Annotated in this window: 12 protein-coding genes (1 of these 12 running past the window's edge); 6 read left to right on the top strand and 6 right to left on the bottom strand. The window is 64.8% G+C overall.

Annotation, left to right across the window (positions count from 1 at the left end; all coding sequences use genetic code 11):
• Nucleotides 1-10,013 carry the beginning of an Ig-like domain-containing protein gene (locus tag ACCQ04_RS10310; protein WP_226427860.1) on the bottom strand. Its footprint begins 25,924 nt before the window's first position, so 10,013 of the gene's 35,937 nt are visible here — the first part of the coding sequence; its start codon is at nucleotides 10,011-10,013; its stop codon lies off the left edge, out of view.
• Between the two features lie 103 nt (nucleotides 10,014-10,116).
• On the bottom strand, nucleotides 10,117-10,803 hold the full coding sequence (locus ACCQ04_RS10315; protein ID WP_372358525.1) for an efflux RND transporter periplasmic adaptor subunit: 687 nt from the start codon (nucleotides 10,801-10,803) through the stop codon (nucleotides 10,117-10,119).
• 981 nt (nucleotides 10,804-11,784) lie between these two features.
• Between ACCQ04_RS10315 and ACCQ04_RS10320 the strand changes: the two genes are divergently transcribed.
• Nucleotides 11,785-12,102, top strand: coding sequence for a hypothetical protein (locus tag ACCQ04_RS10320; protein WP_226427862.1), 318 nt, complete (start codon nucleotides 11,785-11,787; stop codon nucleotides 12,100-12,102).
• Between the two features lie 71 nt (nucleotides 12,103-12,173).
• Entirely contained in the window at nucleotides 12,174-12,608 is a 435-nt protein-coding gene (locus ACCQ04_RS10325; protein WP_226427863.1) for a hypothetical protein, read from the top strand.
• A gap of 34 nt (nucleotides 12,609-12,642) precedes the next feature.
• Here ACCQ04_RS10325 and ACCQ04_RS10330 read toward each other — a convergent pair whose 3' ends face one another.
• The 3 genes from ACCQ04_RS10330 to ACCQ04_RS10340 form a co-directional block, all read right to left on the bottom strand.
• Nucleotides 12,643-12,996: a hypothetical protein gene (locus ACCQ04_RS10330; protein WP_372358526.1), complete on the bottom strand. Its 354-nt coding sequence runs from the start codon at nucleotides 12,994-12,996 to the stop codon at nucleotides 12,643-12,645.
• Between the two features lie 134 nt (nucleotides 12,997-13,130).
• Nucleotides 13,131-14,939: a transmembrane repetitive protein gene (locus ACCQ04_RS10335; protein WP_226427730.1), complete on the bottom strand. Its 1,809-nt coding sequence runs from the start codon at nucleotides 14,937-14,939 to the stop codon at nucleotides 13,131-13,133.
• A gap of 13 nt (nucleotides 14,940-14,952) precedes the next feature.
• The gene (locus tag ACCQ04_RS10340) at nucleotides 14,953-15,552 is read right to left on the bottom strand and encodes an NfuA family Fe-S biogenesis protein (protein WP_024938663.1); all 600 of its coding nucleotides are present in this window, start codon (nucleotides 15,550-15,552) and stop codon (nucleotides 14,953-14,955) included.
• Nucleotides 15,553-15,641: 89 nt separating this feature from the next.
• Here ACCQ04_RS10340 and ACCQ04_RS10345 point away from each other — a divergent pair, with 89 nt between their 5' ends.
• From ACCQ04_RS10345 to zupT, 3 genes are all read left to right on the top strand, one after another.
• The gene (locus tag ACCQ04_RS10345) at nucleotides 15,642-15,998 is read left to right on the top strand and encodes a 4a-hydroxytetrahydrobiopterin dehydratase (protein WP_184609482.1); all 357 of its coding nucleotides are present in this window, start codon (nucleotides 15,642-15,644) and stop codon (nucleotides 15,996-15,998) included.
• Nucleotides 15,995-16,417: an energy transducer TonB gene (locus ACCQ04_RS10350; RefSeq protein WP_184455991.1), complete on the top strand. Its 423-nt coding sequence runs from the start codon at nucleotides 15,995-15,997 to the stop codon at nucleotides 16,415-16,417. The genes ACCQ04_RS10345 and ACCQ04_RS10350 overlap by 4 nt, the downstream gene beginning before the upstream one ends.
• A gap of 273 nt (nucleotides 16,418-16,690) precedes the next feature.
• Nucleotides 16,691-17,509 carry a zinc transporter ZupT gene (gene zupT / locus ACCQ04_RS10355; RefSeq protein ID WP_016904561.1) on the top strand — a complete coding sequence of 273 codons (819 nt, stop codon included), beginning with the start codon at nucleotides 16,691-16,693 and terminating at the stop codon, nucleotides 17,507-17,509.
• 120 nt (nucleotides 17,510-17,629) lie between these two features.
• Here zupT and ACCQ04_RS10360 read toward each other — a convergent pair whose 3' ends face one another.
• Complete coding sequence (locus ACCQ04_RS10360) at nucleotides 17,630-18,616, bottom strand: RluA family pseudouridine synthase (protein WP_226427729.1); 987 nt, start codon at nucleotides 18,614-18,616, stop codon at nucleotides 17,630-17,632.
• Between the two features lie 410 nt (nucleotides 18,617-19,026).
• On the opposite strand from ACCQ04_RS10360, the gene ACCQ04_RS10365 reads away from it, so the two are divergent.
• Nucleotides 19,027-22,764: an Rne/Rng family ribonuclease gene (locus ACCQ04_RS10365; protein WP_226427743.1), complete on the top strand. Its 3,738-nt coding sequence runs from the start codon at nucleotides 19,027-19,029 to the stop codon at nucleotides 22,762-22,764.
• The last annotated feature ends 268 nt before the right edge of the window (nucleotides 22,765-23,032 follow it).

The raw sequence follows: 23,032 nt of genomic DNA on the forward strand, positions 1-23,032 counted from the left end.
GAGGCGTCGACATCAATCGTCCAGGCGAGCGCGCCGGTGGTTGGCGTGAACGTGCCCGACACGGCGACGCCGCTGGCGATTGCCGGCGCGCTGCTGATGTCGTCGAGACGGAAGGTCACACGGCGCGCGTCACCGTTCGGCGCACTCAGGCGCAGCGTGTAATGCCCGTCGGCCGGAAGGAGTATGGCCTGGACCGGGAGGTTGTCCGGGGCACGCGAATACACCAGCACGCCGCGTTCGTCGAACAGTTCGATGCGGGCGTGGAAATACTCCTGCGTGGAAAGCCACAGGACCTGGTTGGCGCTACCTTCGAAATCGTAGAGCGCGGCGCCGATCGCCGGAATCGAAGCGACGATCGACGTGCCCAGGGCGATCGGGCGACTGGCGGCGGTCAACGAGAAGTCGTTGTAGAACGTCTGCCAGCCGTAATTGTTGTTGTCGCGAACGAGGTAGTAGTGGCCGGTCGAGGGCAGGGCGCCGGATGTGCCACCGCTGCCGAGATCGGCAACCAGGGTGCCGTAAGCGTCATAGACGCGCCAAGACGCGCCGTCGCCGCGATCGGAGATCGTAACGACTTGTCCGGCCTGCGCATCGAAGCGGTAGGTCGTTGCCGTACCGCCGTAGACCTCTTGGCTGAACCTACCCGAATTCGGCATCATGGTGCTCAGCCCGAGACTGTGCACGGTAAGGCTCAGGGAGCCATAACCATCCAAACGAAGGTCGTAGAGGCCCTCTGTTACGCCGAGGACCACGCCACGTCCAACTGAGTACGGGTCGAACACGCCGCTTGCCACGACCTGCCCATTGCGTAGCAGGCTCCATGCGCGGGATGTATTGGCGTAGGTCACGTCGATCAGGATCTGCGTGGGCGCGCTGACGGTGAACGCAAGATCGGTAGGCTGGTAAGCGTTTACCGAAAGATCGGGCGCGTTGGCGGTGCGGCGAACGATGACGTCGATGGGATCCGAACCGGCGGTGAGGCCGGCGAAGACGAGGCGGTAGGTGCCAGAGAGATTCAGGGAAGTGTCGTCGCCGATGGCGCCGGACGCGATCGTATTGCCGTAGATGTCGTACAGCGCCCAGCTACCTGGCTGGCTTCGAGCGAAATGGACGTTGAATGGACTGTAGGTCGGCGAATGGAAGACATAAGCCTGCGGAGCGCCATTGCCCGGCAGTACCTGCAAGGGCATGTCGATCGTCAACGCGACAGGTGACGAGACATCGTAGAGTCTGAGGTCGGCAGCGTGGTCGCCGGAGTTGGTTAATGCGAGGGTGTAGTGGCCAGGCGGTAGGTCGACGGGCGCAAACGAGGCGCTCTCGTTCCACTGTCCGGAGGCGTTCTCGTACCACTCACCGGACAAAAAGACGCCGGTATCAGAAGTCAGCGTCCAGCGACCATAGCCGTTACCCACAGTGTAGGTGCCCAGGAGCAGCGTCGACGGGTGAGATAGATTGAACCCGTAGATCGCGGCAAAAGCACCGTTGCCGATGGCGGGGACGGACATGGCGTCGCCTAGTGCGACCAGCGGGATAGATGCGAGCGCGGCGCTGAGCTGGAGGGTGTAATCGCTCGGGCTGCTGCTGCCAGAGGCGTCCACCATCCGCAGGAAATACATGCCGTCGGCGGGGAGCGCCGGCAACAGGTTGTCAGCGGAGCCGTTGAAGGTGGCCAGTACCGCGCCATCGGGAGCCAGCAGCTCCCACTCCATGACGTAGGCGGGCATGCTGAGTTTGCGCACCTCGCCCGCACGGCCTTCAAAACGGGCGAAGCCCGCGACGCCTGGCGACAATGTCACCGTGACATCCTGTCCGCTGCTCAGAACGGTCGCGGCGTGCAGGTCGATGAAGGACACGTCGAACGCGGAAGCGTACCGATAGCCGCCGTAGGCCGAGAGAAAATCGATGCGGTAGTCGCCAGCGGGCAAGGTGAGCAGCACGCCCGTGGCGCCACCGCTGGGGAGCGGAAAATCGCGATCGATGCCGGCACCGGAGACGTGGATGCGCAGGTCGGCCGGGACAGAGTCAAGTGCGACATACCAGCTACCGTCGACGCCCACGTGGAACGAGCGCGAAGCGAAGTCGCCGAAACCGCGGTAGTCGATGGTGTCCGGTCCGTCCAGCTTCGCGGCGGGTATGTCAGTGAAGTAAAGGCCATCGCCGATGTACCCGCCGGCGTCGACCCTGAAGTACCAGTTCTCGTTGGCCGTCGCTGCGATCAGGGTCGGATCGCCGCTGTTGTCGTTGTCGCCATTGAAGTCGATCGGTGCTAGGCCTGGACGGAACAGGGTCACGTGGCCCCCGAATGTCGGCTTCATCAGCCACGACTGTCCCGCCGTGACCGACAGGGCGTAGAGGCCCTCGCCGCCGATGCTGTGCGCGTCGGCGGCGAGCCTCGTCGCGGAAGCCGAGGTCTGTACGCGCAGCGGGAAAGTGCGGGCGACGTCTTCGCTGTTGGCCATGACAAGGCGATAGTCGCCGGCGGGCAGGCGCAAGACTTGCGACCCGTACGACGAAAGCTGATCGCCGCCGAGCACGGGCTGGCCGGTGGCGGTCAGCAACTGCCAGCTCAGGTTGTACTGCTGTTCCGTCGAGGCCAGCCAGACGAAGTCGTCATGGTCAAGGTGGAACGTCAATCCGGCGCTGCCACGCGCAGCCAGGATGATGTCGGCGGCAGCGTCGGTGGAAATCGCAACGTCGGCCTGTGCCGCGGGCGCCGCGAAGCGCGTAGTAGCGCTGAAGGTGACCGGCGTGCCCTCGGTGTTGCCATCAATGCGCAGGTAATACGTCCCCACGCGCTGGAGGGTGACGTCGGCTGCATTGGTGCCGTAGCCCCAGAGCACGACTTTCCCGGTGGAATCAAGCACGTTCCAGCTGAGGTTCGACGCCTGGCTCGTCTGCACGAGCGTCAACGTGGTACCGGTGGTGGCGTCGATACGGATGTAGCGCACATCACCGTAGTTCGTGCTGTCGACGGTAGCCGTGCCGCCGCCGGCGAGCGCCGGCGCCGCCTCGAGGCTGTCGAGACGGAAGGGAAGTCCCGCATCGCTCTCGCTGGCGCGGGCAGCAGCGGCGAACGACTCCTGGCCGGACACGTTGCGGTCGCGGAAATGGATGACGTAGCTGCCCGCGCCGAGGGCGGTCAGCTCGTTGTTGGAGCTGTAGCGATCCTGCGCGAACCACGTCGTGCCGGCGACATCGGTGATGTCGTAGGTCCCGTAGGGCATGCCATCCGGGAAAGCGAGGTAAACGGTCCGTGCGCTGTCGAGCGTGAACGCATAGGCCTGCTCGTAGCCGTTGTTGCTATTGAGGTCGAGCGAAACTGTCGTGCCAAGCGCCAACGACTGGACGGGGACCACGTAGGGCGCGATGGTGAGCCGATAGCCGACGCTGCCACCGAGCCCCTGGCGTGTCACGATCAGCTGGTAATCGCCGCCGTCGGTACGCCGCGTGAAGTCGAACGGACCGTTGCCTTCGGCCGCGATATTGCCGTTATGGACCACGGTCCAGTAAATCTCGTTCGCGTCGTCTCCGTCGATGACGAGCGATGCCGATGCGATCGATGTGTTCGACGGCAGCGTATAGACGGCCGCCGAGACCGTGTCGTCGAACGTGTAGACCGCGCCGGCATCCGCCGTCTTCGCATCTGCGAGCGACAGCAGCTGGAAGGCGTAGTCGCTCGACGGTTCTTGGGTGCGGATGCGCAAGACATAGTCGCCGGCGCTGATCTGGCGCAGGGAACCATTGAGGTAGGTGCTGTTGCCGTAGGCGTCGACCAGTTCGATATCCGCGTTGCCTTGCGGCTCGACGCCGTAGTACCAGCCACTCTGTGCAAGGTGGATCAGATACTCAGACTGGGCGCTGACATCGGTAGTGCCCGCGATGTTTCTACCCGCGACGACAGTCGCCAGCGCAGCGTGACTGACGCCGAGTTCGATCTGGCTCGCATCGCCATCGATCAGCAGCGCATACGTGCGCACCGATAGAGCACCGAGGTCAAGATCTGCGTCACCGTAGCCTTCGAATACCACGTTCAGGCCGTCCAGCACCATCCAGTGCGCCTGTCCACCGTTAGCGGTGAGGTGGAACCGGGTGTTCTCCAGGCCGGTCACGGGCAGGGTAAATGCGGCGACACCACCGGTCGGCAGGGTGACGGTCGCGCTGGCGCCGAGTGCCACCGCTGCGTAGGGCTCGACAAGGGCGAGGGTATAGTCGGCTTCGTCCGAGGTGGCGCGCAGCTGCAATTCGTACGTGCCAGCGGCGAACGCGCTCGCGGTACGGGTCAGTGCATCAAGCGTCGTCCACGCGCCGGCCTTGCCGTCGGCCACCAAGCGTGCCTGTACGGCGCCGGAGCCGCCGATATGCAGGATGGTATCGTTGCCGAGGGTCAGGGTGCGGACGAAGAGATCGCCCGTCCGGTCCAGATGTCCCGACAGCGACGCAGTGGGAGCAATCGCGGTCGGTGCGATCGGATCGATCCGCAGTGCGACGGAGAGGTTGCTGGCCGTGGCCGCGGCGCGTTCGAGCACGAGCGTGTACAGGTCGCTATCGAGCGTCGCTGTGCGCAACGTACCGGCGCCAGTCCCCGAGACGACGAGATGGCCGCGACCGTCGTACAACTGCCAGCTCGAAACGCCGTCGCCGATGATTGCGAGATCGAGTGCGCGGGCAAATGGCAGGTCGAAGCGGACGACGCCCGTGGTGGCGTCTGCGGGGATTGTCGCCTGGCTACTGCCAAGCACGACGAGCGGCGCGACCGCGCTATCCAGCGTCGTCAGCGAGTAGTGGGCGTTGTCGGTGAGGGCGACGATCGTGAGCTGGTATTCACCGGCGGCGAGTACCGCAGTCGAGGCATCGGACGAGCTGTCGTTCCAGTCGGTGACGAGCGAGCCGTCGAGCGCGCTGAGGCGCCAATGGATGCCATTGGATCCGGCATCGCGGATCAGCTCGCTCAGCGGCAAGGTCTGCGCGTAACCGACAGATAGCCGGTAGGTGGCAACGTCCTGTGCATGGGCCAGGTTGCCGCCCAGCGTGTCGCCGAGTGGCACGACGGTCGACACCACGACCGAGGTCGCAGCGCGTTCGACGCTGCCCAGCGTGTAACGGATACCAGGCGCGCCCTTCAGCACGACGGTCCGGTCGGTGCCGGCGAGCACGCCGCGTGCGATGGCGGTCCCGGCAATCGGCCCGCGGCCCTGGAAGACGATTCTTCCCGCGCCGTCATAGACGGTCACGGCGACGCCCGCGTCGAGTAACAGATCGAGATCGGCGAGGGGCTGGGTCGCCATAATGCGCAATACCGCGAGTCCGTCGGCGGCGAGATCGCCGGTCTGGCTGCCGCCGCCGGGCTGGGCCGCGATCGAGGTGAGGTTTACCAGGTCGAGCGAGAACGTTCCCGGTGATGCCGTGGCGACTTCGAGTAAGTAATGGCCGCTGCCGAGCGAGACTGGCAGCGCGTCGGCGCCGCTACCCGTGGCTACGACGGTGCCATCTGTCAGCAGGATCTTCCACTGGGTGCCGGCATCGCCGCCGCGCACGACCAATCGCGTGGCCGTGGCCAGGTCCAGCGTGTATTCCGCAGGAAATGCTGCCGAAGTCGTGCTGCCCGTGACCGGTTGCCCAACAATTGCGGAGCCGCGCAGACGATGGTCGATATAGACCGTGGCCGGCGCGCCGGTCAGGGGAGTGTCGTTGCCGTTGCCGGTCACCAAGACGAACCAGGTGCCTTCGCCGGGCAGCGTGAACGACAGCGTGTCGCCAGCGCCGACGCTGCGCTGGATGCCAGTGTTGTTGCCGCGCATGTCGTAGACCGTCGCGGTCAGGCCGAAATCGGCATTCGCATCGAGCCTCAGCGCGTCACGGTTTCCCGCGTCCACTCGCAGGACTGTTGAACCAGCGCCGGTGGCAAGGTCCAGCGGATGCGCGACATCGGTCGTGGCGGGCGAGAGCGCACTGAACAGCCGCAAGTTGAAGCCGATAGGCATCGCCACACCGAGCGACGAACTGATCGCAAGCCGATACGTGCCGGCAGCGGGCAGGGTGAGGACACTGCGCGAGCCAAGGTCGAGCGACCAGCCGCCCGCGATGGCGCCGGTCGGGCCGGTCAGCGTCCACTGCACGCCGGGCGAAGCCAGCAGCGCGTCGATCAGAACGATGTCTGGGGCCCCGATCGAGAACTGGTATACGGTCGACTGGCCGGGTACATCGAGACGGTCATGGACCGGGGTGCCGGGAACGAGCTCGCGCGTCACTGTCGTCAGCGCAAGCATCGTGACTGTGGACGTGATGGGCTGGTCCACCGAGCCATTGCTGTTGACCAGCAGCGAGTAATTGCCCGCTGCCAGGGCCAACGACGTGGATGTGGAATTGCCCCAGCCCGAAGCGACGGTGTTGCCTTTTCGGTCGTACAACGTCCACGAGGCGCTTCCACTGGTGGTCAACGCGACGGCGTAGTTGCCGTCCGTGATGTCCACAGAGTACGCGCGGGTGGTCGGCTTGTCGGTCGTCGCCGGGATCGGCGTGCCGGTGCTCAGCGCCGTCCGGCCCGCTGCAGTCACGATTCGGAAGCTGAAATCGTCGGTATCCAGGCCCTGCCGCTGGACGGCGAGTTTGTAGTTGCCAGCGGCCAGGCGCTGGGTGATAGCGCCGTTCTGAAAATCGCGCGAAGAAAATACCGCGCCGCCCGGGCCTACAAGTGTCCAGAGCGTGCCGTACTTTGCAGCGCTGCCGACGAACGAAACCAACTGCTGGGAATCAATCGTGAAGCCGTAGAGGATCGAGCCGCCCATGGCCGGCACCGAGCCGGCGATGTCGCTGTTCAGCGCCGCGGTCGTGTTGGTTTGTTGGCGCACGCCGATCGTAAAGGGCATCGCGACCGTGGCTGGCGTGTTGGTCGAAGGCTGCAGGACCAGCGTGTACTGGCCGGTCTGCGTCAGGGCAATGTCGGGAAAAGTGCTAAACCCATAATACGAATTGGCAACGATGTTGCCGGTCGGCCCGTAGAGAACCCAGCTGCCGATGCTGTAGTCGGCTGACGGCACCATATACAGGTTCTGGCCCGCGATGCCCTGCACGTGGAACAGGCGAATCTGATCGCCCGGCGCACTGGACGCGACGAGGGCACCGGGCTGGACTTCAGGCGTGACCGACCCATCGAGCAGGCGGAAACGGTAGTCGCGCGGAAGGTCGCCGATGGTACGCAGGCTCAGTGTGTACTGTCCTGCGGCAAGCCAGATGCCAACTGTATCGGACGTGGTCGAAGTCTGGTTGTAGAACACCTGACCATAGCTGTCGACCAGGTTCCAACGCAGGTCCGTGCTCGTGCCACCGCTCAGCGTATCGAAGTGGACATAGCGCGGCTGGTCGATGGTGAAGGTGTAGCTGTCGACTTCGGCACGCCCGGTAAGCGTACCGGAGACCACGTCGTTCATTGGCAACGCCGTCGTGGAGCGATCGACCATGGCGATGGTGAGCTTTTCCGTCTGGCTTCCTGAAGGCTGATATCGCGCGAGCAGGTAGTAAGAGGCACCGGCCGTGAGGTTGTAGACAACGCCACCGGTCATATTGTCGTAGTTACCCGGGACAGCGCGGCCGAACCCGTCGTACATCGCGTAGTCGGCGTAGTTGTCGGAAAAGACGGTGACGCCTCCCGCGCTCGGCACGTCGATGCGCAGCGGTGTTGAAGCGTTGCCCGGATGAGTGACCTGGGTGGACTGATTGAATGCGAGGCGCTGGGAAGCGGAAGCGTCGACCACGCGCAGTGCGTAAGCGCCGTTGCGTGACAGACCACCGTCGTAGGTGGCCCCCTGCAGGGTGAGCGCATAGTCGCCGGCACGCAGGAAGAGCACCCGATCGCCATACGAAGAGATGGTCAGGGTATCCATGGCGGTACCGCCGGGACCGATGAGTGTCCAGGTTGCACTGCTGTAATCGGCCTGGTTATCGAGTACGTAGACGCCGTCGCTCGGCACGGAGAAGCGCAGCGTGCGTGTCTCGTCCCACCTGTCGAACGTGCCGGCGGCGACGGTGCCGAAGTCGATCGCGTCACCGTCGGCAAGTGCGGCCGGCGGCGTGTTTATGCCTTTCTTCAGGGTCAGTGTGAACTCGTTCGGGGCGCCGGCATACACGAGCAGCGTGTAGTCGCCGCCGCGGGCCAGGTCGAAGCTGTCGCTGCTGTAGCCGAGGTAGCGCGTGTCGACAACGATGTTGCCGTAGCTATCGACGATGCGCCAGTTGGCTTCATAGCTATTGATCGAGGAGGCGACGGTGAAATGGTCGCCGGCCTCTGCACTGAAGCGATACGCGCGGGTCTGGTTCGCGGTGTCATTGTGGATCGCCACCGGCGCATCGAGCGCGATCGGCGGCGCCGAGGGCAGGGCGAGGATAGCGAACGCGAAATCGCCAATGCCGTTGCCGATGGCATCGATGGTGAGAGTGTAGTCACCCGCATCGAGGAAGCGAAGGATGCTGTCGCTGCCGAGTTGCCTCTGGCCGAACGACGAAGCGCCGTTACCGTCTAGCGTCCAATAGATGCCGTTGCCGAGGCGGCCGTCGAATGCCAGTGCGGTCGCGCTGTCGAGATGGAAACGATAGACGGTCCGCTGCCCGGGCAGGGCGATCGTGCCGGCAACGGCCGTGGCGGCGCCGAATGAGCCGGCATCTAGCGTCTTGACCACGTCGGGCACGGCCTGGAAACGGAAGCCGAAGGTCGTGGGTGTCGAAGGATCGTTCGAACCACCGCTGACGACCACGATGTACTCGCCGCCCGCTTGGGCAGTAAACCGTGTTCCCGCCGAAGATAGCGCGGTGGAACCCAGTACCGAGCGACCCCGGGTGTCGAAGATGCGATACGTGGCACCGTCGGTGCTGGCAGTCAACGCGGACAGATCGTAGTTCTGGCCTCGCTGTACTGCGAGACGGACCACGCTCGACGACCCCGCCGCATCCAGCGTACCGCTCACCACTTTGCCATCGACGGCCACCGGCGATGCGTCCAAGTCGTGCATGGCAAAGTGGAGCGTGCCGATGTCGGAAAATCTGCGTTCCAGGGTCAACGTGTAGGAGCCGGTGTCCAGCGCGAATTTGCCATAATCCAGGCCGTAGTCACCGCCAAGACGGTTGCTGGTGAAGCCATTGGGGCCAGTCAGTGTCCAGTAGTAGTCGCCGTTGCCGAGATTTTCGAACAGCACGCTGCGCGGTGTATCGACATCGAAGTGGTAGCGCAGCGACTGGCTCGGCAACGGTGCGGTGACGGTCGTCGCCTGATCAAGTGTCAGTGCCGCATCGAGATCATCGACGCGCGAGAGTTTGAAACCGAAGTCGACCGGGCCAGTGTTGGACTGGGGGCCGTCCACCAGCAGCAGGTAAGCGCCGCTGAGACGGGTGGAAAACCCGGCCGTCGTCGTGTCCATGCCCGTGCCGTAGCGCTCCTGCTCCCCGTTGGGATCGATCAGTCGCCAGCTTGCCTGCGGGTTGGTGCCGGCCAGAGCGGTCGTCACCATGGAGAATTTCTGTCCGGCCGACGCGTCGAATCGGTACACCGCCGTATCTTTTCCGTGCTGCAGCGTGCCAGCGGTGTCCTGGCCCAGGGCGATCGGCGCCGCCGTTTGCGCGTCAACGATGCGCAGCGCGTAGGAGCCCACGGCATCCGCCGTTCCGCTGACGGTCAGCGTATAAGTACCGGCACCCAGGTCGAGTGCACCGGTATTGCTCTCGGTATACGCAAATGCCGAGCTGGCAATAGCGCCACTGGCGTTGCTGAGTGACCAGGTGATGTCGGCCCGGTCGGTCAAACTGTCGAGTATGACCTTGCGATCGTCTTCCAGGCTGAACTGGAAATGGTTTTCCTGTCCTGGCGTGGCGAGCGTGCCATCAATGGCGATGGCCGCAGGGTTGACGTCACCGGAAAGGAGCACACGAGGCTCAAGCGCTTCGAAACGAATGGCCGCTGGCGCCTGTTCCGGTGCGGCGACATCGTTGCTGACTTCCTTGCTGGACGGACGGTTCGACGTTTCCATACTTATTTCCCCTGTGTGCTGCGCCATCGGTGCCCGCCAAGGCACACGAAATGAATGTTCGGATATTGGTAACGCGCGCAGTTAGGCGCTTGCGCATGACGCCTCACGGCGTCTGGAATTGAGCTCTGCATTTCACGCCCGACGGAAGATCGAACGCACTGTTGGACAAATCTAGGAGCACGACGAAGGTGCCGCTTGCGGGATCGATCACACGATCGATGTTGGCAACCTTGGCGGGATAGGGACGGTTGGGCTGTACTTCGGATGTGACGAGCACCGCGGCACCGACTTTCGGTTCCCCGAAGGCACGCATCGGCATGACGACGCGCACCCGCAAGGGATTGAGCCTGGCGACTTTGAGGATGGCGTGCTTGGTAGCTCCGGGACTGGCGACCTCGCCTGGCCAGATCATTTGGTCGACCACAACGCCATCGAAAGGGCTGCGGACAGTGCGCAAAGCAAGTTGCGCGCTCTGCTGGCCGAACTCTAGACGCGCAACCTCACGATTCTCCTTGGCCGTCTGTAACTCAGCCTTTGCGCTGCGCAACTCTGCCTCGGCATCGTCGCGGTCCTGCGGTGACATCAGCTTTTCCGCCGCCATGTCACGCCTGCGGCTGTACTTGCGATCGGCAAACTCGATCTTTGCCTCGGCTAGTCGGCTGGGGCCAGTCTGTTGCGACTTGTACTTCGCGAGATCGGCTGCCGCCTGTTCGGCCCGCGACTCAAGAACGGCAAGCACCTGATTCCGCTTGACCCGGTCACCTCGTTGCACAAGTACCTTCTCGACCATGCCGCTGACGGGCGTGCCGAGTTCAATTGTCTGCGCTGGTTCAATCAGGCAGTCATACGATGTGGGGCGGAGTGGGGTGGTAGCCTGCCCCGTTAATGCACAGCAGAGCCCGAACCAGGCCCCAAAAGCCTGACAACCCACAGAATGCCGTCGGTTCCCCGAGCGCGCCATACGCGCACTTCCCTTGCGAGCCATTACTTCCATGCCTCTGGCCGTCGCGGAGCCGCACGTTGCGTCCCCCCTGTCACGACTGCCATGGCGAAATTTATCCGAGCTGAACCGGGCGTGCAAGCAAATATTTGGGGAGTACCAACAGCGACGCTGCGGGAAAGTCGATTTTTATAAATTCTTATATAAGACTCATTATAAATTCAGCGAGCCACATTGCCAGACGCAATCGCAGTCGCGATATTAATCTATTTGGATTCATTTTATAAAGAAGTTCAATAATTGAATGCTTCGTTTGAGTTACTTGAAATTCCTCATCGGATTTCAAGCTCAGGAAGTGCCAACAACTTCCTCGCAATAGGTGGCGTTATCTTGCTTGGTAATTGGGCGCGCTCGCCTCAGCGCGATCCCTTGTCAGAGACTGTGGCTGCCGAGCCTGAGGCACCAGATCGAATCCACCACGGCAGGACGCCATCCGGAGCGCTTCCAGGACGAGTGAAAAGGCAGGTTAGTTTTAACAGCGGCGGGGATACTGGAGGTGATAGCCCGGGAATGGGGACACCAGTTTTCCAGCATATGCATGAGGCGCCCTTGCTCTAGATGCGGCGCAAATTTTCTTCAGGTGAATAGACCACGCCTAATCCCTCCAGTGCCGCGAGCACAATATGCGTCGAGGTGTTAAAGCTGGCTTGACCTTCGACCCGTACCTTGACCCAGCGACCACGACACTCGCACTCCCATACGTACACGCCACCAGAGGTTAGGAACCAAACTTGATGCGCCGGTGAGGTCTAAAAGGAGGGTAGCAAGACCGTGTGGCCCTCGGTGGCTGGTGGTCTGTTTGTCGCGGTAGTGGTGTTTGGCTTGGCCGGCTGGTGGGTATTGCGGTTCTTCCGTGAGCCGCAGCACATGTTCAAAGAGGATCGTCTGAAGGTGCCCGAGGCTGCATCGGGCGGCGCTGTTGTGCCTTCGGCAGTGGGTCAGACGTTATCACCGCGGTGGTCGGCTTGGTCTTCTTCTTTTTCTGAGAATATCGCGATGAGTGCTGAAATTACGCCGGCTCGCATCCTCGTTGCCATCGTCGCCATATGGGCGTTCGTCGGCTTCGTGATCCATTTCCTATCCCCCTAGCTTGAAGCTCGGATCGGCCTTTGACTAGATTCGTCTGGTCGTTATGATTTGCCATTCAAATAGGGGGAATCATGGATGTTCGCAAGTTGGCTCTAGTCGCCACGCTTTGTTCTTGTGCGGTGGTGCATGCCCAAACCAAATCAGCGGCTGGCCCTGGTTTTCATAGGGTCAACCCGCAGCGCAACGTCGTCGCTATTCCTAAAGTGGACTGCCGCAAGCTGCTCGCCAATGATCCGCGCCCGTGGGTTCATTCCTACTGCGAAGCTGTCGATTTCAGCATACAAGATTCCATGTCTCATTCGATGGGGCGCCCCCGTCCATCTGAGACCATTCTTGACATTCCTGCCTTGGGCACGGCAGAGGCAAAGGCGGCCGGCGTGTCTTGCTCCGAGGGTCGCGTCATTCGTCGCGTAGGCAATGGATGGGAGCAAGCGCTGGACTATCGGCGTAACTATCTCCGGTGCCGCCCATCTGTTGAACTTCCCGCTGTCTACATCGGCCGATGAGGGGTGTAGGGGCATAGCCCCTACGGATAACGCCTTATCCTGCGATGCGTCCGAAGTGGCGTTCTCGCCATTCGCCAAGATCCACCACGACCACCTTGAGCATCGACTGCTGAACCGTCTTGCGTTTGGCATTCCGCCTGCGGACCGAATCCCGTATGTCGCTGACATTGGCATGCCAGAGCAATCCGCGCAGCCGACGTTCTGGGATCCGTTCGCCGCTCGGTGCAACCAGGTCGCGCCCAGCCACGCGCCAGCCAGCCCACGGACCGGTGAGTTCCAGATGGTTCGTAACGACGCGCCGATGTAGATCTGCCGCGCAGCTGTTTGGGCATTGCTCGCCAACAGGCCAGCACGGCGGGCGACGGTCAAGATTGTAGGTGTCAGTCATGCGGCGATCTCCGTTTCGCTAGGGGAACGGTTCGGCAGGCAAGTCTTGATCCACAGCCAGCGGAGTCGTGCGCGTATCGCCCGATACGCAATTTCGCATAATGTATATTATGTCAGATCCGACTTAGTGGCCGGCTATCTCACAGCCCCATTGTCTTCCTGCAGCTCCGGCTTGAACGGCACATCCGGCGGCGGTCTGGCCGTTGCGGGTTGATCGTTGAGATTCGGGTCGCTCAGGCCGCAGCCGCCGCCGAACTGCAGCAACGACACCACGCAACTGATCTTGGTGGTCGTTCCCGGGATCGGGATCTCGATCTTCTTCAGGCCGCGCCGCACCCATTCCTGCAGCAGCGACTGGTTCGGCATCCAGTACTTGTCCAGCGAGGTCGGTGTGTAGCCGTACGGCGGACGTTTGAGCCAGGTGCCGCCCTGGACGATCTGGTCGCGGGTCCAGGTATCGGTTTCGCTGCCCGGCGATCCTCGATCACCGGCGCCGTTGCCGGCATCGCCGGCTCCGGCGGCGACGTGAACGCTGCCGTCTGCGTTGAACATGCCGTTGCGTGCTCCATTGGCGCCTGTGGTTTCGCCGGCGCGACGACGGTCGGATTTGCTCCAGTCGTCCGCGTTGGCCGCGACATCCCAGCCGCCGCTGCGGTCTGCTGGCGCCGGGCCGGCATTGCTGGTCGCCGGCTTGGCTGCCGATGCGGCTGCTGCCGTGGTGCTGCTGGGTTGCGCCGATCGCGCCGAATTCGCCTGTGCCTGATTGGGCTGCGTGGAGGCCGCCGATGGCTGGGTTGCTGCCGCTACCGACGTCGACGGCGTCGGCGCTGGAGTCGCCGGCGTCGGTTGGGCTGGCGCGGCCGGTGCCGGTTGGGGCGCCGGGTCCGGCACGTTTGGCAATTCGGCCGTTCGAATGGCCACCTCAGGCATGCGCACCGTCGGTGTGATCTCGCGGCTGCGCACCGACGGCGCAACGACCTGGGGCCGGTCCGGCACGACGATTTCCCGCTCGCGCACCGTCGGTGCGTTGGCAGTGCGTATCGCGACGGTCGAAGCGGGACGCTGCAATTCGCGCAGCTGCGGCTGCTCGGTCACGGTCTGGACATCGCGCTGACGCACCTCGATCTGCGGTGCGGCCGACTCGACCGGACGCGGCGCCACCGTGATCGTCGGCGGCGGCGGCACGACAAAGTCGTTCGTGGCCACCGGTGTTTCGGTGACCTGTAGCGGCGATTCGATCGTCACCGGCGGCACCTGTACGGCCACGCGTGGCACCTCCGGCGCCACCGGTTCGCTGGCAGCGGCAGCCACCGGTTCCGGCGCGATGTCCTGGGCCTGGGCTGTGCTTGAAGGAGGGTCGACGGACTCGACAGGCGCAGGCACCGACGGCGCTGCGCTTGACCCGTTCGGCCTGCCAGTCGCAGCGGACTCACTGGATTGTGACGCCGAAGCCGCATCGCCCGAGGCGGCCTGCGCAGCGTCAGCGGGCTGCCCTTGCCCACCGCCCTGCTCTGCCGCACCGTCGCCGATGAAGGTCATGCGCACCCGTGATTCGTCGCCGGTCTTGGTGTCATCCGGCGCCCAGCGCACCGTGACGACCCAAACGAGCAGTGCGATGAAGCCAAGATGGATCAACAGGCTGCCGAGCAGCGCCAGCCAGTGCTGTGGTCGCTGGTCTTTCGGTCGCGGCTCCCAGTGCTGCCACCACAGGCTGCGAAATGCCTGGAACGGCGACAACAGCAACGCCATGCCAGCACCTGCATGCGGCGCTGGCCGTGCCAGCAGCACGCCCATCACCTGGTCATCGTCGAACGCAGCCGCCGGCCCGAGGCGACTGCTCATCCAGGTTGCCCAGCCGTAAGGCAGGCCGGTGCGCCGATCCAGGATGAGCTTGCCCGGCATGCGCGCGCGCAGTGCCTGCAGCAGATCGGCGGCCGTGGTCACCGGTGGCGGGGAATCAGGCCGCGCTGTCGCGCGGGATATACGGCGCGTCGCCGGTGGCGTGGTCGGTCGCGTCGCGCACCGCAATCACGCCGGGCACGCGCCCCATCAGGGTTTTCTCGATGCCCTGCTTCAAGGTCACATCGGCCATGCCGCAGCCGTGGCAACCGCCGCCGAAGCGCAGCAGCACGACACCCTCTGCCGAGACCTCCTGCACCGCCACGCGGCCGCCATGCGATGCCAGCTGTGGGTTGATCTCGTTCTCCACCACCCAGCGCACACGCTCCACCATCGATGCGGACTCGGCCGGCGCTTCGCCCTTGATCTTGGGCGCCTTGATGGTGAGCTGCTGGTTGCCGGTGGACTGGGTGACGTAGTCGATCTCGGCGCCATCCACCCAGGGCACGCTGGCGGCGACGATATATAAGGTGAAGCCGTCGCAGTCGATTGCCCATTCGTCGCCGCTCAGGTCAGCCGGTTCGGCGAACTCCAGCCGGGCGTCGGCGCGCGGGGTGCCCGCGTCCACCGCGCTCAGGCGCACGCCCATGCCAGGCACGCCCTCGCGTTCGATGAGCTTGCGGAAATAGGTTTGGGCTTTGTCGGATATCTGGATCATGCGGGTTATTCTACCGCTCAATGCGCCTGCGCTCATGGAACACCGTGATCCTGAGTGAACGCGCTGTCCGCCCCCCCTGCGAGACTGTCATGACCGATCTGATTCCCCTGGAACAGGCCCATTGCCTGCCGCGCAAGGGCAGCGACCACAAGCTTGGCGAAGCGCGTCTGGCTGAACTGCTGCCGCAGGTGCCGGGCTGGGAGCTGGCCGAACTGGGCACGGCGATCACCCGCACCTTCCGCTTTGCCGACTATTACCGCACGCTGGCCTTCGTCAACGCGCTGGCCTGGATCGCCCACCGCGAAGAGCACCACCCTGACCTGGGCGTGCATTACGACCGCGTGGTGGTGCGCTATTCCACCCACGACGTCGGCGGCTTGAGCGAAAACGACTTCATCTGTGCGGCCAAGGCCGCCCAGCTTTACGATCAAGGAGCCACCCCATGACCCTGTCTCGCGCCGCCCTCGCCGGCCTGTTCCTTGCCGTCGGCATCAGCGGGTGTGGCAAGTCGTCGCAGCAGCCCGCCGCACCGGCGGTGGCACCGACCGAACTGGCCGCCTTGAAGACCCCGCCGCCGGAATACTCCCCGCAGCTGGCCTGTGCCGGCATCGGCGGCACCGCCGTGCTCCGGGTCGTGGTCGGTGTCGAAGGCACCCCGACCGACGTCTCGGTATCGCAAAGCAGCGGTCAGCCGGTGCTGGACGAAGCCGCGCAAAGCCGCGTGCGCGAATGGAAATTCCGGGCCGCCACGCGCAATGGCCAGGCGGTGCCGCAGACGATCCAGGTACCGGTCGCGTTCAAGCCGCCGGTGCCGCGCCCCGACGAATGCTTCGCCATCGAAGAGCGTGCGCGTCGAGGCGGCTAAGCCGCCTTTGATGCCTTGCGCGTACGGCCGCGGCAACGCGCCGGCGCGCAGCACGCAAGGCTGAGCACGGCGAACGGCCTGCATCAGCTCCAGCTACCCACGGTGCACGCCTGATGCCAGCGTGCACGCGTCAGGGTTATCGCGCCAGACACCACGCGTTCGTCATCCAGGCATGGCCATCCTGCAGCCGCAGTGTGGTCATGCGCAAAGTGCGCAGCAGCAGTCGCCACGCTCCCCGCCGAGTACGTTCTATTCCACGAGGTCGTGCGTCACATGCTCGAAGTGTCATCCCACAATGTCTGGACCGCATTTGCGGTCACGCTGGCCGCTGGCCTGGCGACCGGACTCGGCAGCCTGATGGTCGTGTTCTCCAAGAAGCCCAACCCGCGCCTGCTGGCATTCGGGCTGGCATTCGCCGGCGGTGCGATGGTGTATGTGTCGCTGTCGGAGATTCTCAACAAGTCGATCGCCTCGTTCTCCAACGCCTACAACGACAAGCTCGGCTTCACCTTCGGCACGCTGGCGTTTCTGGCCGGCATGCTGCTGATCATGGTGATCGACCGCCTGGTGCCCAACCCGCACCAGAGCCTGTCCAGCGACGATCCGCTGTTCCGCGACGACAACCGTGCCTATATCCGCCGGGTCGGCTTGATGACCGCCATCGCCATCACCGCGCACAATTTCCCCGAAGGCCTGGCGACCTTCTTCGCCACACTGGAAAGCCCCGCGGTCGGCATGCCGCTCGCGTTCGCCATCGCCATCCACAACATTCCCGAGGGCATCGCCATTGCGGTGCCGGTGTACTTCGCCACCCGCAACAAGTTCTACGCCTTCGGCGCCAGCCTGCTCAGCGGACTGGCCGAGCCGATCGGTGCCGGCATCGGCTATCTGGCCTTGTCCAGCGTGCTGTCCGAAGCGGTGTTCGGCACGGTGTTCGGCCTGATTTCCGGGGTGATGGTGTTCCTGGCGCTGGACGAATTGTTGCCGGCGGCCAAGCGCTACGCGCAGGGCCACGAGACGGTCTACGGCCTGGTGGCCGGCATGGGCACACTGGCGATCAGCCTGGTGTTGTTCCGCTTCGCCACGCCTTAACGCCCGGCCGAACCGCAGCCGCAGTGCCGGCACGACCATCGGCTCGACCGCCAGGACACATCGGCGACGCGCTGGCGGCCACGACCGGGACGGATGCGTCGCCGCGGCGCAACTGCGGCCTCAGCGCCCCAGCCGGTCCAATGCCTCGGCAAGTTCCGGCGCCAGCGGCGCGCTCAACACATAGGGCGTCTTGCCGGCATCCAGCGCAAATTCCAGCGAAGCAGCGTGCAGGAACAGGCGCTTCAGGCCGAGCTGGTCGCGCAGGCGCTTGTTGACCTCCGCTTCGCCGTACTTGTCGTCGCCGGCCACCGGATGCCCCAGGTGCTGGGCGTGCACGCGGATCTGGTGGGTGCGGCCGGTTTCGATACGGACTTCGCAATAGGAGTGCCCGCCGCGTCGCTCCAGCAGCTTGAAGTGGCTCAGCGAGGGCTTGCCGATCGCATTGACCTGCACATGCCGCTCGCCGCCCTGGCGCAGCCCGATGTGCAGCGGCGCATCGACCGTCATCACCCCGTCCGGCATGCGGCCGACCAGCAAGGTCAGATAGCGCTTGGTGATGCCGCGCCCTTCGACACGGTCGTCCTCGCGCATCAAGGCCTGCAGCTCGGTCAGCGCCGAACGCTTCTTCGCCACGATCAGCAGGCCGGAGGTATCGCGGTCGAGCCGGTGCACCAGCTCCAGGGTCTGGTTCGGCCGCAGGGCGCGCAGGGTTTCGATGGCGCCGAAGCTGATCCCGCTGCCGCCATGGCTGGCGACCCCGGAGGGCTTGTTGAGCGCCAGCAGCCGCGCGTCCTCGAACACGATCGCCGCTTCCAGCCGCGCCAGGAACGATGCCGGTGGCGCCGCCTTGTCGCCCTCCTCGGCCACGCGCACCGGCGGGATCCGCACTTCCTCGCCACCCTCGAGCTTGCGCTCGGCCTTGGCCCGCCCGCCGTTCACCCGCACCTGTCCGCTGCGCACCAGCTTGTAGATCAGGCTGCGTGGCGCGCCCTTGAGCTGGCCGAGCAGGAAATTGTCCAGCCGCTGCCCAGTACGGTCTTCCGGAACTTTGAGAATGCGCACGCCCACACGGTCGGTGGGCGGCTTGGGGGTTTGGGGGTCGGTCATCCGGCTCTTTATTCTGTTACACTCGGCGAGCGAGATAAGGGTTTGATTTCGTTGGAAGTTGATTGGCCAGAAGCCTGCCTTCCGATGATTCCGGCACAGTGCGCGACCACCGCCCCCGGGGCGGCCATGTTAGCGGCTCACCGGCCTACCCGGCCATCGCCGGCGGTTTTTGACCGTCGCGCTGAACATGTCCCGTGCGCTGCCCCGGTTCGTCCGGACGCGGCTGCCGGCCCTGAAACACCTATAAAACTTAAGACAAGCGCTCCCGCGGCCTGCCGTGGTGTTGCAGCGCTGGAAACCCTGGTCAGGCCTGTCCGCGCGTTGCGCGAAGGGCCGACAAGCTGTTCCAGAGGCGAAACGTCACGGCGTTCCGCGCGGTAGAGCGCGAGAGGAACGCAACAATGAAGCGAATGCTGATCAACGCAACGCAGGCCGAAGAGCTGCGCGTGGCGATTGTGGACGGCCAGACCCTGTACGACATCGACATCGAACAGCCGTCCAAGGAACAAAAGAAGTCCAACATCTACAAGGGCCGTATCACCCGGCTCGAGCCCTCGCTGGAGGCGGCGTTCGTGGACTATGGCGCCGAGCGCCATGGCTTCCTGCCGCTGAAGGAAATCTCCCGCGACTATTTTCAGGCTGGTGTCGACCACAACAAGTCGACCATCCGCGAGTTGCTGCGTGAGGGCCAGGAAATCGTGGTGCAGGTCGACAAGGAAGAGCGTGGCAACAAGGGCGCCGCCCTGACCACGTTCATCTCGCTGGCCGGCCGCTACATGGTGCTGATGCCCAATTCGCCCAGCGCCGGTGGCGTCTCGCGCCGGATCGAGGGCGAAGACCGTGCCGCGCTGAAGGAAGCGCTGGACAAGCTCGACATCCCCGACGACATGGGCGTGATCATCCGCACCGCGGGTGTCGGCCGTGACGCCGAAGAACTGCAGTGGGATCTGGACTACCTGCTGCAGACCTGGAAGGCGATCGCCGAAGCGGCGCTCAGCAAGCCGGCCGCGTTCCTGATCTACCAGGAATCGCGCCTGATCATCCGCGCCCTGCGCGACTACCTGCGCGCCGACATCGGCGAAATCCTGGTCGATACGCCGGAGCTGTATGCCGATGCCCAGGAGTTCATGCAGCAGGTGATGCCGCAGAGCCTGCGCAAGCTCAAGCACTACACCGACGACATTCCGCTGTTCAACCGCTTCCAGATCGAATCGCAGATCGAAGGCGCCTACGAGCGCAACGTGCGCCTGCCGTCGGGTGGCTCGATCGTGGTCGATCAGACCGAGGCACTGACCGCCGTCGACGTGAACTCCTCGCGCGCCACCAAGGGCAGCGACATCGAAGAAACCGCCTTCCAGACCAATCTGGAAGCGGCCGAGGAAGTGGCCCGCCAGTTGCGCCTGCGCGACCTGGGCGGTCTGGTGGTGATCGACTTCATCGACATGTCCTCGACCAAGCACCAGCGCGAAGTGGAAAACAAGCTGCAGAACGCGCTCAAGTACGACCGCGCACGCGTGCAGCTGGGCCGCATCTCGCGCTTCGGCCTGATGGAAATGAGCCGCCAGCGTCTGCGTCCGAGCCTGGGCGAATCCAGCCAGATCGTGTGCCCGCGCTGCGACGGCCATGGCCGCATGCGCAGCGTCGAGTCGCTGTCGCTGTCGATCATCCGCGTGGCCGAAGAGCACGCCATGAAGGAAAACACCGGACAGGTGCTGGTCCAGGCCCCGGTGGAGATCGCCAACTACCTGCTCAACGAAAAGCGCAGCGCGCTGCGCGAGATCGAGCAGCGCCACGAGTCGCCAATCATCATCGTCGCCGACGAACAGCTGCACACCCCGCACTACGAAGTCACGCGGTTGCGTGAGAACGAGCTGGGCGAAGACAGCGGCAAGCCGAGTTACCAGCGCGGCACCCCGCGCAAGCTGCCGGTGCATGCGCTGACCAAGGCACAGTTGAATATCCCGGCTGCGCCGGCAGTGACCTCGATCAAGCCGAGCCAGCCGGCTCCGCTACGTGAAGAGGCCCCTGCCCCGGTTGCCGCTGCACCTGCACCGGCTCCGGTCGCGCCACTGCCGCTTCCCGCGCCGGTGACAGGCGTGGTCGGCTGGCTGAAGCGCATCTTCGGCGGCGTCGAGCCGGTCGCGCCTGCGCCCGAGTCGACCCAGCGTCCGCGTCAGAACGATGCCGGCCGCAGCAGCCGCAACGAGCGTGGCGATCGTGGCGGCCAGCGTCGCGACGGCCGCGATGCCCGCAACGGTGGCAACGGTGGCAATCAGCACCGCGGCAATGGCGGCAACGGCAATGGCGCCAACAAGGAGCGTCGTGACGAGCGCCGTCAGCCGGCCAATGGCCAGGCTGCGCAAAACGGCGGTCAGGCGCAGCAGGTGCAGGTGCCCAAACCGCCGCGCAACGAGGCACCGCAACAGCCCAAGCAGCAGGCCCAGCAGCAGAAGCAGAAGCCGCAGAACCAGGCACCGCGCCCGCCGCGTGCAGCTGCGCAGCAGCAGGACGGCGCGCCGTCAGAGCGGCAGCAGCGCCCTGCGCGTCAGGAAGAAGGCACTGCCTCGGCGCAGACGCTGACCTCCACCGCTGCAACCGCAACGACTGCCACCGTGGTCGCGGCAATTGCCGACACCGCAGCACCCACAACGCCGGCAGCGGCAGCTGCGGCCACCCCGGCGCACCCGGTCGAGGTCATCGTGACCGAGTCGCACGCCGATCGCGGTACCGATGCAAATGCGGAGGGTCAGCCGCCGGAGGCAGCAGGCGATGATGCGGCAAATGGCGAGGGCGGCAGCCGTCGTCGTCGCGGTCGTCGCGGTGGCCGTCGTCGTCGTCGTGGCGCTGGCGCAAACGGTGAAGGCGGTACCGGCGTCGATGGTCTGGAGACGGACGATCTGGACGGCGATGCCGAAGGCGATCTCGATGGCGACAACGAGAGCGACGAAGCCGGTGCGCAGGTCCACACCTCGGCTGCCCCGCGCGCCGGTCAACCGGAGTTCGACTTCGACGATGACGCGACCACGCCTGCGGTATCGGTACGCGCCAAGCCGGAATCCAGCGCTCCGGCCGCAGTGAAGCCGCGTCCGGTTCCGAAGGAACGTGCGGAAGCACCGCTGGCGGCTGACACGACGTCGACCACGGCGCCGGTTTCCAATGCCACGCCGTCGTTCGAGCAGCAGGCTGCAACGCCGTCAGTCACCGCAGCCGAGCAGGCAGGTGGCAATGCATCGGCGGCCTCCGCGGCACCGGGTGCAACCGCCTCGGCCAGCAACACGGCGTCGGCTGCATCGGCACCGGCTGCGCAGGCTTCTGCCGTTGCATCGACGACCCCGCAAGCGTCTCAGGCTCCGGTTGTTGCGCAGGAATCAGCGACCTCGCTGGCTCAGGCGCCGGTTGCCGCTCCGGCTCCGTCCGCTGCCTCGACGCAGGTTGACACCTCGGCTCCGGTCGCGACGCCAGCTGCGGCTCCTGCAGCTCAGCCGGTCGAGCGTGCGGCTCCTTCGGTCGTGCGTTCGCCCGAACCGGCTGTGCAGTCAACGTCGGTGCCGTCGGCATCGTCGGCATCTGCCGACGCTGCAGCGCCTGCGGTTGCTCGGCAGGAACAGGCAGCACCGGCTGCAGCTGCGGCAGCAACGCAAGCGGAGCCGGCGAAAACCGACGCAGCACCGGCAGCCGTCAGTGTGCCCAAGCCGGTCGCTGCTGCGCCTTCCAGCGCGCAGGCAGACGTCGTGACATCCAGGCCGCCGCATGCCGAGCCGTCAACGGCGGCAAGCCCGGCTGCCGATGTTGCTGCGACGTCCACCGCCACGGTGCCGCAGACCTCGCCGGCTGCCGATGCTGCGCCGGCACGCAAGCCGTACGCTCCGGTGCAGACCACGCTGCTTGACGCATTGGCTCCGGCCGACGCAACAGCAGCAGCGACCGCGACATCGACGCAGGCCGAAACGCCGGTGCCGTACAAGGCGCCTGAGCGGCCTGCAGCGGTCACGCCCGTGCTGTCTGCAGACGCCAACGAGCACACTGCCGACAAGCCGAAGCCGACGGTCGTCGTGTCAGAGGCAGCAAAGCCGGCAGATGCAGCGCGCAATGGCGATGACGCGCAGGAGCAGCAGGACGACACCAACAAGCCGCGTGGCGATCACTGATCGTTTCCCAGCCGGTTGAAACCGCCTGCGTGAATCCAGGCGGGCAGTGTCAAACAAGGCGGCCTTCGGGCCGCCTTGTTTTTGCGTGCGGCAGTGTCATGCCGATAGTGGGTGACCAGGCCTTGCAGGAATCGCAACGAAACAGTTGCTGCGCTCGCAGTCGCGCTTGACCCGGGCACTGTTTCCCGCCGCATCAACGAGCGCCGGGGCGATTGCCGCCAAAATCAGGACTCAGGCAGAAGCCAGCGCCATCGTGGCCCTGCGCCGT

Source organism: Xanthomonas sp. NCPPB 2866 (genome assembly GCF_041475745.2).
Lineage (GTDB): Bacteria > Pseudomonadota > Gammaproteobacteria > Xanthomonadales > Xanthomonadaceae > Xanthomonas > Xanthomonas arboricola.